Genomic DNA, 11,573 nt, shown 5'->3' with positions numbered 1-11,573 from the left:
CGCCGCGGCCTCGTCGGCAACTCTCTTCGCGTAGGACCCTGACCGCGCCGCCCGGACTTGCCGGTCAACTCGTACGTTTCGCTGTGATCGCAGTCCAGACCAAGCGGCCTACCGCGTCGATGCGCTCCGAGGTGCCGCTGCCGCCGACTTGCACCACTGTGATGATGACCGCCGTGAAGATGGCTTCCAACGCCATCGCGGTGTCGCGGGGATCGAGATCTCCGGCGAGGTCCCCGGACTGCTGACCGGCGCGCAGCGAGGTTTCCAGCGCTTGCCGAATACGTTGCGGAACAGGGCCACCGACCAGTCGAGCGAGCAGTCCCGGCTCTCGGCCCGCGAGTACCCGATGCACCAGCGGGTAGGTGGCCAGGCGCGTCACGAACCGCCGGACGGTCTCCTGCCAGTAAGCGGCGTCCATCGGCCCCTGCTGGGTCAGCGCCTCGTCGAACAATTGAGCGACATCCCGATCGAACGCGGCGACGAAGAGCGCCTCCTTGTCCGCGAAGTGGAAATACACCGCGGACGGCGCCAAACCCAGTTCCCGCGCCACCGCCGCGACCGATGTGTTGCGGAAGCCTTGATCGGCGAACCGGCGAGTGGCGACATCGAGAATCGATCGCCGCGTCTGCTCTCCGCGTGCCGTGGTGGACGTCGTCTCGGGTGACACCACTGCACAGTATCGCGACGCTCACCCGCGTAGAGAAAAGTTCATTTGAATGATTTCGTCAATTCGTCAGTTACAGTGGGTGTGGACGTTCCACCGCCTCCGAAAGGACCACCCCCGTGTCCCCATCGACCCCCGATCAGCCCCTCGCGTCCGCTCGTCCGTCGACACCGAACCGGCGTCAGGTTCTCGCGATGATGGCCGCCGCATCCGCCGCCGTGCCGGTCCTACGCGGCACACTCGGCGCCCAGGCTGCCGCGGCCCCGGCATCGCGACCGAACATTCTGGTGCTGATGACCGACCAGGAGCGTGCGGATATCGTTCTGCCCTCGGGTTTTACGCTGCCCATCCGCGCTGGACTCGACGCCACCGGCGTGCGGTTCGCCATGCACCACTCGCCGACGGCCCCGTGCTCGCCGGCGCGATCGGCCTTCTTCACCGGAATGCAGGCTCCGGTCAACGGCATGACCGACAACGTCCGCGGCAATGACCTGATGGGCGCGGCACTCGGACCGATGCACGCGTGGAGCCCCAACCTCGACACCACGATCCCCACCCTCGGGACGGTGCTGAAGAAGACCGGCTATCGCACCGCCTACATCGGGAAATGGCATCTGTCCGAACCCGTCGGCGCCGACAGCACCGCGCTGTCGGCCTACGGATTCGACGAGGCCTACGACATCCTGTCCGGCGGCGGCCCGAACGAGGGCACACACGAGGACCCCGGCGTAGTCGAGCACGCCGTCGATTGGCTACGGCGACACGGCAACGACCCGGAACCGTGGCTGTGCGTGGTCAGTATGGTCAACCCGCACGACATGATGTATTGCCCGCGTTTCTACCGGCTCGAGGACGTCCCCGACTACGGCGCCGAGATACCGCCGAACTTCGAATCCGACCTGTCGGCCAAGCCGCAAGTGCAGACGGTCTGGCGCACCATGAACGAGGTCGTCGGCGGCCTCATGCCCAACGAGGTCGACTCCCCCTTGGGACGCACGCAGTGGCGGCAGTGGGGCAATTGGTATCTGGAGTTGTTGCGCCGCACGGACCAATTGCTCGGTGCGGTCCTGGACACGTTGCACGGCAGCGGCGGCGCGGACAACACCGTGGTGGTCCGGGTCGCCGATCATGGCGAACTCGGTGGCGCGCACGGACTACGGCAGAAGGGAGCCATGATCTACCGCGAGAACAACCGCGTGCCACTGGTCATCTCCGACCCCAGAAACCCCGCGACGCACGGAAGCACTACCACCGCACTGACTTCGCACGTCGACCTGGTGCCTACGCTGGCCGCCTTGGCCGGTGCCGACGCCTCCGACAGCAGCCCGATCGTCGGCAGAGACCTCACCCCGCTGCTGGCCAACCCCAATGGCATCGTCCGCGACGCCATCCTCGTCACCTCCGACGCCAAATCCAGCGGCGGCCAGGTGCCCGGAGTCAAATACTGCCTGCGCGGCGCGATCACACCCCGCTACAGCTTCGCCCGCTATTCGACACCCCAGCACATTGCCGGGCCACGTAGCGAATTCGACTACGAACTCTACGACCGTCAGCAAGATCCGCTCGAAATGCACAACCTCGCCCACCGCGGCGGTGCGGCGGCACTGGTCGAAGAGATGAACAACCTCGTCGATTCGCTTGTCGCCCAGGAACTGCGGAAGCTTTGATCAACGGGTCCACCGGTGACGCGGTAGCCGCCCACTCGAGCACACGGCACGCCCTGATTCTCGAGCGAGCATTCCCCGGCTCACGTCCGAGCGGCCGCCGCATCCGTGACGAAGTCGCAAGCGGCGGTTGCCCGGACGCGAAAGCTAGTGGTCCAGTTCGCGCGCAACGGCGCGCACGACCTCCGAGATGCGCTGTGCGGTCTTGCGATCCGGGTACTTGCCCTTGCGCAGGTCAGGCTGCACCTTCGCCTCGAGCAGCGTGATCATGTCTTCGACCATGCCGTGCAGCTCGTCGGGAGTGTGCCTGCGGGCGGCAGGTTCCTTGCGCGCGTTGCGTTCCTGGCCCTGCCGGACCGACGGCGGCGCCTCCAGCAGCTTGAGACTGAGCGCCTGGGGACCGCGACGCCCCGCGGCCATGCCGAACTCGACGCGCTGCCCTGGCTTGAGGCCCTCGACGCCCTGGGGCAGCGCGGACGAGCGGACGTAGACGTCCTCACCCTCGTCCTGGGAAAGGAAGCCGAAGCCCTTTTCGACGTCGTACCACTTCACCCTGCCGGTCGGCACTGCGCTCACCCGTTCATCATCGAAAACTCGGACCCCTACGGCCCGAGCACATCCGTCTGCCGGTCCGGTCCGCGACCGGCCCTTTTCCTGTGCGAAAAGAACGCGCCCAGCACGATTGCAGGACGCGATTGCTATCGAGTCTACCCCGGCGGGAATAACGCAAGCACATCAGTTTTACCGTCGAGCCGTGACGAACTCTTCCACTCCGACTCCGTCCGGAGGCGCGTCGCGGCGCCGTGGCGATTGGTTGCTGCGGCTCGCGCTCTGCCTGTTCGCGCTGGGATTGCTGGCGATCGTGATCATCTTCGCGACCCCGATACTGACCGACGGCGAGCCGGGGCTGTGGCTGTACTTCGGCGCGCTGCTCGCGCCGGTGGGGTTCCTCCTCGCCCTCGTGTTCGCACTGCGTTCCGGCCGGAGATCACGCTGAACCGGAGGTTGCACCTCCGTCGCGCCACACCGGTTACCCGGCGCGATCGTTACCAACGCAGACATGTGATCCTCGTCACATTACGAGTGGGTCACGGGCCGATCACGGCGCGTCATCGCCGCGACCGCGGTTCATCTAGCTGCACTTAGGCGCTTTACGGTGCTCGAGATCGCGTCGAGACCGGTCCGTACACGCCGGTTACCAAATAGTGATTTTTCCCGCGGTTCGTCGTACCGTCTTACCCAGCCGGGACACCCGGCAACCACCGGCCCGCCGCACCGAACCTTGCCCCGCGGGTACCGGACCCCGACGCAAACGTAAGGGGCGAGGGCGGAACGGACGACCTCTCAGTCCGAACCCGAAACCGAAGACGTCGCAGGTGCGCCGAGAGGAAGACGAACCCGATATGAGTGGACGCCATCGCAAGCCAAGCTCGACCGGCCGCACGGTAGCCAAGGTTGCCGTCACCGGAGCCATCATCGGCACCGCCGGTGTGGCATTCGCAGGCAACGCCAGCGCGGCACCCGACTCCGACTGGGATCGACTCGCTCAGTGCGAGGCCGGCGGCAACTGGGGTATCAACACCGGCAACGGTTTCCAGGGTGGGCTGCAGTTCTCGCCCAGCACCTGGCGCGCCCACGGCGGCCAGGAGTACGCCGCCTCCGCCAACCAGGCCAGCCGCGAAGAGCAGATCGTTGTCGCCGAGAAGGTCCTCGCCTCGCAGGGCTGGGGCGCCTGGCCCTCCTGCTCGGCCAAGCTCGGCCTGAGCAGCGCGCCCACGCCGCGCACCGCGCCCGCCACCACCGAGACCCCGAACTGGACCCCCGCGCCGCAGGCCGCTCAGTCCGCGCCGCAGGACAGCACCCAGCAGATCTACACGGCCGTCGACCGCGCCCTCCAGGTCGTCCAGGCCCAGGGCGTGCACGTACCGAAGGAAGCCCTCGACTTCTTCAACGCCGCCAAGTCGAGCGGAGCCACCCTCGACCCCGCCATCGTGAACTTCTACGAGGCGAACAAGGGCCTGCTCCCTTCCTGACCGCCAGGCTTGCGCAGAAGGGCCCCGCATCAACGAGGATGCGGGGCCCTTCTCCGTCGTCGCGAACGTTCCGGCGCCCTCAGCGGTTGATCACCGTGTTCGGGTGCATGTAGGGCAGCTGCTCGGCAGGGACCGGAAACTCGGTGTCCTCGCCGTAGGGCGAGAGACCACCGGAGCGGGCCGAAGAGAGTTCGGTGACCGCATGGTCACCGTCGCCGACCTTCGGCCAGCCGTTGTCGACATAGGGTTTCTTCGATTTGTTCACCACGGCCCCATTCTGGCACGGCCGCACGTGTCGACGTGGTGCAGCCCGCAGCGTGCGTTTGTCCCGTCCTGACCTGGGCGGGCCGTCGCCCAGCACCGTAGGCTGGATCGGATGACCGCGACCGACTCCCTCGCCGGATGGCTCGGTGGCCGCAGTGATGCCCAGCTCGTCACGCTGTTGCAGCTTCGGCCGGACCTGGCCGTGCCGCTGCCCTCCTCGATGGCCGTGCTCGCCGCCCGCACCGAGCAGCGCGCCTCGGTGCTGCGCGCCACGGAAGACCTCGACACGCTCGAATTCGCCATCCTGGAAACCCTTGCGCTGCACGGCGTGCGCACCCCGGGCGATGGTCCGCCGCGCAGCGCAGACCTGCACGTGCAACTGAGCGAACGGGTGCCTACCGCCGCGATCGACGAAGCGCTCGAGCGCCTGACCGCACGCGCGCTGGTATGGCTCGACGACGAGCAGCGGTGGCGTCTGATCCCCACCGCCGCCGAGGCCCTGCCGTGGTCGATCGGCAGCGCGACCGAGATTCCCGACGCGCTCACCGAACCCGAGGTGGTCGCCGCCCTCGCCGGGCTCGCTCCCGCCGAACGAGCCCTGCTGGACAAGCTGGCCACGACCGGCCCACGCGGGCGCACCAGAGACGCCGCACCGGGCACGCCCGTCGATCGCCCGATTCAGCGGCTGCTGGCGAGCAGGCTGCTGCACTGGATCGACGAGGAGACCGTCGAACTGCCGGTCACGGTCGGCCAGGTGCTGCGCAGGGAACCGGTCACTCACCCACATGCGCTGACCCCACCGCAGCCGGATCCAACGAAACAGGCACCCGCCGAGGTCGATGCCGTCACGGCGGGCGAAGTGGGTGAGCTGCTGCGGCACTGCGCCAGTGTGCTGGAGGTACTCGGCCAGACGCCCGCCCCGGCCTTGCGCGCCGGCGGACTGGGTGTGCGGGAGCTGCGCCGCATCGCCAAACAGGCCGGCGTCGACGAGCCGAGGGCCGGTTTGCTGGTCGAACTGCTGGCGGCGGCGAAACTGCTGGAGAAGGGTTTGCCGGACCCGCCACCGGACTTCGACTCGACCGAGGACTTCTGGGCGCCGACCCCGGCGGTCGACGCATGGCTCCAGGCGACGCCCGCGCGGCGCTGGGCCACCCTGGCGCTCACCTGGCTCGACTTGGACCGGATGCCATGGATGATCGGCATGCGCGACGCCAACGACAAGCCGCTGGCGGCGCTGTCGTTGGAGCTGCGCACACCGCATGCACTGCGCGACCGACGCGCGATCCTCAGCCTGCTCGCGGAATATCCGTCCGGTACCGCGCTGGACCCGGCGGATATCGGCCGGATGCTGGCGTGGCGGCAGCCGCGCAGGCGGCGCAATTTCCGGCCGGAGGTGGTCGAGCAGACCCTGGCCGAGGCCGCAGCGCTCGGTTTTGTCGGACGCGGCGCGCTCGGCTCACCGGCGCGGGCGCTGCTGCACGGGGCGGCGACCAACGTGACCGACGCCGAGGCGGAGATGGCGGCGGCGCTGCCGGAGCCGGTCGATCACGTGCTGGTCCAAGCGGATCTGACGGTGATCGCCCCCGGGCCGCTGACCACGGACCTTCAGCATGGCATCGCCCTGGTCGGCGACGTCGAATCAGCCGGTGCGGCAACGGTGTACCGGATCAGTGAGTCCTCGGTGCGCCGCGCTCTCGACGCCGGCATGACCGCGGCGGAGCTGCACGCCTTGTTCGCCAAGCATTCCCGGACACCGATCCCGCAGGCCCTCACCTACCTGATCGATGATGTGGCGCGGCGGCATGGTCAGCTGCGTGCGGGAATGGCGCAGTCGTTCCTCCGCACCGACGACCCGGCGCTGCTCGCACAGGTGTTGTCCGCGCCGGTGGCGAGCGCACTGGCGCTGCGATCCATCGCGCCGACCGTCGCCATCGCCCAGGCACCGCTGAGCGAAGTGCTGGAACAGCTGCGGGCGGCCGGTTTCGCGCCCGTGGGCGAGGATTCGGCGGGCGCGATTGTCGATCTGCGTCCGCGTGGCGCACGTATCGCGGTGCGACCAGCCGCGCGGCAGCCGTATCGCCCGGCGCCGCCCAGCGCCGAGCAACTGGAATCGCTGGTCACGGAACTACGCGCCGGGGAACGTGCCGCGAGCGCGCGATCGGGTCACGCGGTGCGCCCGGACGGCACCCGGACCAATACCGCGGCGACCCTGGCCCTGCTCCAACTGGCGGCGCGGGTGCGTCGGTCGGTGAACATCGGCTACGTCGACGCCAAGGGGGTCGCCACGCAGCGGGTGGTGGAGCCGTTGAAGGTGGGCAATGGTCAGCTGGACGCGCTGGACCCGGTGACCGGCGCGGTCCGGCACTTCACTCTGCACCGGATCGCGTCGGTTGCCCTGTTGGAGTGATCAGTTCTTCGGCTTGGCCGTGCAGAAGGTCACCTTGGGGTCGGTTTCGATGACGCGGAAGCCCTCGGCGTCCGCACCGCACAGCAGTTCGTCGGCCTCACCATCGATCCGCTTCACCACGCGGAACGTCGCTTCCGAAGAACCGCAGTCGACCTGCTTGTACCCGGTCGCGCTGCTCTCGTTGTAGCAGCGGCCTTCCTTGAAGTTCGGCGCCAGGCACAGGAAGGCGGTGGTGCCGCCGCCCACGGTCTCCTCGTAGGAGGTGTAGTCGGCAGCGCAGTCGGTCTTCTTGTCGTAGGACTGCGCGACCTTGTACACGGCCTTGTCCGACGAGCAGTCGACCGGCTCGGTCTTGGAATCGACCGCCGAGCCCTCGATGACGTTGATGCAGTCGCCGACCTTGGCCTTGGCCGTGTCGGACTTGCCCGCGTCCTCGACCAACGAACATCCGGTAACCGTGACCACCACCGCGGCCACCGCGACGAGGGCGAGCACAATGCGTGCCAGCAGCCTCGCTCCTGGAACCTTCACCTGTAAACCTCTCTCACCGAACACGTTCACCGGTCGTGAACGCGGTGAGGATACCCGTCCGACCACGGCGGCCGCATCAGCCGGATGGGTATCCCACCACGGCACGGCAGGCTACATGTACAGCCCGAGGAGCCCAAGGAGTGACAGACCGATGATGTTGGGCACCAGACGGCCGAGCAATTGGAATGCAGAGTAATTCACTAGCAATGCCTTTCGCATTTCATCGGCTGGACTTTTGTCCAGCATGCGGTTTGTGTCGCTGCGCGAGATCGAGTCGTTACGCTTGGTCGGTATGACGGTCCAGGACGTCGCGAACGACCTGTACGGATTGGCTCCCGCCGAGTTCGTCGCCGCTCGCGCGGATCGGGTCGCCGCGGCGAAGAAGGCGGGCGACAAGCAGCTCGCGACCGCGATCGGCAAACTGCGCAAACCCACGCTGTCCGCGTGGACGGCGAATCTGCTCGCCCGCGCGGCGCCCGACGACGTGGCAGCCCTGCTGCGGCTCGGCGCGGCGCTGGCCGCGGCACAGCGAGAGCTGTCCGCCGAACAGCTGCGCAGCCTGACCGCCCAGCGGCAGCAGTTGGTCACCGCGCTGGCCAAGAAGGCGGGCGCGCTGGCCGCCGAACACGGACACCCGGTGGGCGACGGCATCGTGCGGGAGGTCGGCCAGACGTTGACGGCGGCCCTCGCCGAACCCGGCGTGGCCGAGCGGCTGCGCACGGGAACGCTCGCCACGGCGGCGAGCTACGAAGGCTTCGGGCCGAGCGGGCCGAATCTGCTCGTGGTGCCCGAACCGGCGGCACCGCGCCGGGCGCCGACGAAGCCTGAGGCGCACGACAGTGCGCGCCGAGAACTGGATGAGGCGCGCGAAGCACTCGAATCCGCTCGTGCGGAGCGGGATTCGGCGCAAGCAGCGCTCGACGACGCAGCGCGGGCACTGTCCGGCGTGGATGAGCGCGTCGTCGCGTTGCGTGACGAACTCGCGCATGCCGAAGAGCAGCGGCAGTTCCGCAAGTCGGCCGAACGGTCGGCGAAGGAGCACCTGCACACCGCACAACGCCAGCTCGATCGGGCCGAACGCAGGGTGACCAAAGCGCGTCAGCGCGTCGACGACGCCGGATAACCCGCACTCAGTCCCGCAGTGCCTCCGGGAACAAATACTCCTCCGGCGGCGGCTCGGTGCGGTTGAGCCACGCGTCGAAGAAGCCGGTCAGGTCCATGGGTGACCTGGACTGCACGAAAGCGCGGAACTCCGGCATGGAGGCATTGCCGTAGGCGTGTGCCGCGAGGAAGTCGCGCACAGCGGAGAAGAACACCGCGTCGCCGATCTGCTTGCGCAGCGCGTGCAAGAAGAGCGGGCCGCGGTAGTAGACAGAGGTGAATTCGTTTCCGACGCCGGGGTTTTCCAGCGGAATGCGCCAGAACTTCGCATTGTCGCGGTATTTGCCGATGGTCTCGCGGTAGTGCTCGTCGACGTTCTTGCCCTCCATCCGCTCAGGCCACAGATAGTCGGCGGTGTAGCTGGCGAAGCACTCGTTGAGGCAGATGTCCGACCAGTGGCGCACCGACACCCAGTCGCCCCACCACTGGTGCGCGATCTCGTGCACGACGGTCTGCAGGTCGCTCTTCGGCGCGTAGAGGGGGCGGGTCTGGGTTTCCAGGGAGAACTCGATATCGGCGTCCAGGTAGATGCCGCCGGCAGTCTCGAACGGATATGGGCCGTAGAGCTGTTCGGTGAAATCCAGAATCTCCGGCAGACGCAGCTCGATCTCGCGGTGACGGCTTTCGGTGTTCGGCGCGAACGCGCTGACCAGCGGGGTGCCATTGGCACGGCGCTGCTCGAGGTAGTCGAACTTGTCGATCGCGACGGTGGTCAGATAGCCGAGCACCGGCTTGGCGGTAACCCAGCCCACCGTCCGCTTGGCATCGCGCACCACATTCTCGGTTCGCACACCGGTGGACACCACCTCCCATTCCGCGGGAACCGTGGCGTGCAGCTCGAACGTGGCCTTGTCCAACGGGGTGTCGTTGAGCGGATACCAGCTCGTCGCCGAGTGCGGCTCGCCCGCGACGAACGCGCCCCCGCTGGGCGCGAAGGTCCATCCCTCGCCCTCGGTGTCCACGGCTGGTCCCGTGTAGTCGACGGTGACGACGAACGGCAAGCCGGGCAGCAGCGGAAGCAGCGGCGTCACGGTCAACTCGTGCTCGCCGTTGCGGTCGAACGCGGCGGGCAGACCGTTCACCGACACCATGCGCACCTCCGGCCCGGCGAAGTCCAGGTTGAACATGCGCAGCGCCTGGGTGGCGGTGGCGAAGACGGCGGTGGATCCGGTGAGCAGGCGGCTCGGCGGGTCGTAGTCGATGCCGACGCGGTAGTGCCGAACGTCGTAGCCGCCGTTGCCGTCCAGCGGGTAGTAGGGGTCACCCAGGCCGGGCGCGCCGACGAGCCGGTCGGCAGGCAAGTCGGCGTGCGCGGGCGGCGACGACACGGTGACGAACACACAGGCGACCGCGGCACACATCCAGCCGGACAACCTCATACGAACGACCACCCCTCTGCAACCCCACCACTTTTCGGTGCCGACGCACCGACCTCGCAGGATGGTAGCCGCTTCAGTCGGCCTTGCCGGTCAACGCCACCGACGCGCCGACACCGAAGATCATCACACCGCCCGCGCCGCCGACCGCCTCCAGCCTGCGCGGTGACCGGGCGAACCAGGACCTGGCCGAGGCGGCCAGCAGTGCCCACGCGCTGTCGGACACCAGCGCGATGGCGAGGAAGACCGTGCCCAGAAGCAGGAATTGCCAGGACAGCGAGCCGCCGGCCGGGTCGGCGAAGTGCGGCAGCACCGCGGAGAAGAAGACGATCGCCTTGGGATTGGTGAGCCCGACGATCGCGCTCTGGCGCAGCACCCGCGCATTGGTCGCCGGTTCTACCGGGGCGCCCAGCGCCGCGTGCAACGCCCCACGCTGGCGAACAGCTTGGACTCCCAAATACATCAGATACAGCGCACCCGCGAATTTCACCACGGTGAGCGCCAGCGCCGACGCCGTGAGCAGTGCGCCGAGCCCGATCGCGACCAGGACCAACGCGACGTAGACACCTACGGCGTGCCCGAGCACCGAGAACAGCGCCGCTCGCCGGCCGAGGGTGAGCGCGCGACCGACGGTGAACAGCACGCCGGGGCCCGGCACCACGATGATGACGACCGCGGCGGCGATGAATGCCAGCAAATTGGAAGCCGGGACCATCTTCCGAGTGTAGGCATACCCGCAACCGGAAAACCGGGACTTCGCAGCCGGATTCAGGTACCGAGCTCGCCGGGCAGCTGGTGCGGATCGAGCAGCAGTCGTTTCGTGGCGGTACGCCGCACCTTGTCGGCAAGCGCGAGATTGTCGGTGAGCAGCCGCCACTCGACCTCACTGATCGCGGCGCGGGCGCGTTCGATGACCGAACCGTCGGTGGTGCCCCACGCGATCGGCATGGCGCTCACCGACTGCCAGCGCTCGCCCACCTGTCGCGGCGCCCGGTCCGTGCGCACCGCCACCGAGGGCACCCGCTCGCCCGCCTCGGCCTTGTGGCCGGGCAGCTTGCGGACCTTCCTGGTGACCAGGGCGTAGCGAGGGTCCCGCGTTTCCGGCGTGGACACATCGACCAGGGCAAGGAGCACCACGCAGGACGGATAGGTCTCCGAGACCACCGCCGGAACCAGCTCACCGTCCGCGTAGAGCTTGTCGATGCTGGAATGCCGCGGCGTCCACAGCGCCACCCACAGTGCGGTCACCGCGCCGAGCGCGAACGCGACCGCGAGCAGATACGCCCAGGTGTGGTTCAGCCAGATCAGGAACGTCGTTCCGGTCGCCGCGACCACCGCGGCGGCGATCGCCATGAGGCGCAGGCGTCGCAGGTCGGCGACGACTTCGTTGACCGCGTGGGCATGCCTGCGGTCCACCGCGAATTCGAAGCGTCGCACGCCCTCATTCCTAGCACAGCTTGCGGAGGAATTGCC

At 68.1% G+C, this 11,573-nt stretch carries 12 protein-coding genes; 5 read left to right on the top strand and 7 right to left on the bottom strand.

Annotation, left to right across the window (positions count from 1 at the left end; genetic code table 11):
* Positions 1-64: 64 nt before the first annotated feature.
* The gene (locus NA4_RS20610) at positions 65-667 is read right to left on the bottom strand and encodes a TetR family transcriptional regulator (protein WP_169811078.1); all 603 of its coding nucleotides are present in this window, start codon (positions 665-667) and stop codon (positions 65-67) included.
* A gap of 191 nt (positions 668-858) precedes the next feature.
* On the opposite strand from NA4_RS20610, the gene NA4_RS20605 reads away from it, so the two are divergent.
* Positions 859-2,331 carry a sulfatase family protein gene (locus NA4_RS20605; protein WP_067472224.1) on the top strand — a complete coding sequence of 491 codons (1,473 nt, stop codon included), beginning with the start codon at positions 859-861 and terminating at the stop codon, positions 2,329-2,331.
* Positions 2,332-2,475: 144 nt separating this feature from the next.
* Here NA4_RS20605 and NA4_RS20600 read toward each other — a convergent pair whose 3' ends face one another.
* Positions 2,476-2,895, bottom strand: coding sequence for a cold-shock protein (locus tag NA4_RS20600; RefSeq protein WP_039795090.1), 420 nt, complete (start codon positions 2,893-2,895; stop codon positions 2,476-2,478).
* Positions 2,896-3,082: 187 nt separating this feature from the next.
* On the opposite strand from NA4_RS20600, the gene NA4_RS20595 reads away from it, so the two are divergent.
* Together NA4_RS20595 and NA4_RS20590 are read left to right on the top strand one after the other, a co-directional pair.
* Complete coding sequence (locus NA4_RS20595) at positions 3,083-3,325, top strand: hypothetical protein (protein ID WP_067472221.1); 243 nt, start codon at positions 3,083-3,085, stop codon at positions 3,323-3,325.
* Between the two features lie 406 nt (positions 3,326-3,731).
* Positions 3,732-4,361 carry a resuscitation-promoting factor Rpf1 domain-containing protein gene (locus tag NA4_RS20590; protein WP_067472280.1) on the top strand — a complete coding sequence of 210 codons (630 nt, stop codon included), beginning with the start codon at positions 3,732-3,734 and terminating at the stop codon, positions 4,359-4,361.
* 79 nt (positions 4,362-4,440) lie between these two features.
* On the opposite strand, the gene NA4_RS20585 is transcribed toward NA4_RS20590, so the two are convergent.
* Complete coding sequence (locus NA4_RS20585) at positions 4,441-4,629, bottom strand: hypothetical protein (RefSeq protein ID WP_067472218.1); 189 nt, start codon at positions 4,627-4,629, stop codon at positions 4,441-4,443.
* 108 nt (positions 4,630-4,737) lie between these two features.
* Between NA4_RS20585 and NA4_RS20580 the strand changes: the two genes are divergently transcribed.
* Positions 4,738-7,032, top strand: a complete 2,295-nt coding sequence (locus NA4_RS20580) for a helicase-associated domain-containing protein (protein ID WP_067472215.1) — start codon at positions 4,738-4,740, stop codon at positions 7,030-7,032.
* On the opposite strand, the gene NA4_RS20575 is transcribed toward NA4_RS20580, so the two are convergent.
* Positions 7,033-7,563: an LppU/SCO3897 family protein gene (locus NA4_RS20575; protein ID WP_067472212.1), complete on the bottom strand. Its 531-nt coding sequence runs from the start codon at positions 7,561-7,563 to the stop codon at positions 7,033-7,035. It abuts the gene before it with no gap.
* 292 nt (positions 7,564-7,855) lie between these two features.
* Here NA4_RS20575 and NA4_RS20570 point away from each other — a divergent pair, with 292 nt between their 5' ends.
* Complete coding sequence (locus NA4_RS20570; RefSeq protein ID WP_067472277.1) at positions 7,856-8,686, top strand: hypothetical protein; 831 nt, start codon at positions 7,856-7,858, stop codon at positions 8,684-8,686.
* Between the two features lie 7 nt (positions 8,687-8,693).
* Here NA4_RS20570 and NA4_RS20565 read toward each other — a convergent pair whose 3' ends face one another.
* The 3 genes from NA4_RS20565 to NA4_RS20555 all read right to left on the bottom strand — a co-directional run bounded on the left by NA4_RS20565 (position 8,694) and on the right by NA4_RS20555 (position 11,537).
* Positions 8,694-10,085 carry a M1 family metallopeptidase gene (locus tag NA4_RS20565; RefSeq protein ID WP_245671510.1) on the bottom strand — a complete coding sequence of 464 codons (1,392 nt, stop codon included), beginning with the start codon at positions 10,083-10,085 and terminating at the stop codon, positions 8,694-8,696.
* 91 nt (positions 10,086-10,176) lie between these two features.
* A complete protein-coding gene (locus tag NA4_RS20560; protein ID WP_067472205.1) occupies positions 10,177-10,815 on the bottom strand; it encodes a LysE family translocator in 639 nt (212 codons plus the stop codon).
* 53 nt (positions 10,816-10,868) lie between these two features.
* Positions 10,869-11,537, bottom strand: coding sequence for a DUF3239 domain-containing protein (locus tag NA4_RS20555; RefSeq protein ID WP_067472202.1), 669 nt, complete (start codon positions 11,535-11,537; stop codon positions 10,869-10,871).
* Between the last annotated feature and the right edge of the window lie 36 nt (positions 11,538-11,573).

This window comes from Nocardia amamiensis NBRC 102102, assembly GCF_001612745.1.
In the GTDB taxonomy this organism is placed as follows: Bacteria; Actinomycetota; Actinomycetes; order Mycobacteriales; family Mycobacteriaceae; genus Nocardia; species Nocardia amamiensis.
Note: the sequence above shows the minus strand (reverse complement) of the source record. Positions and strands in the feature narration are given on the sequence as shown.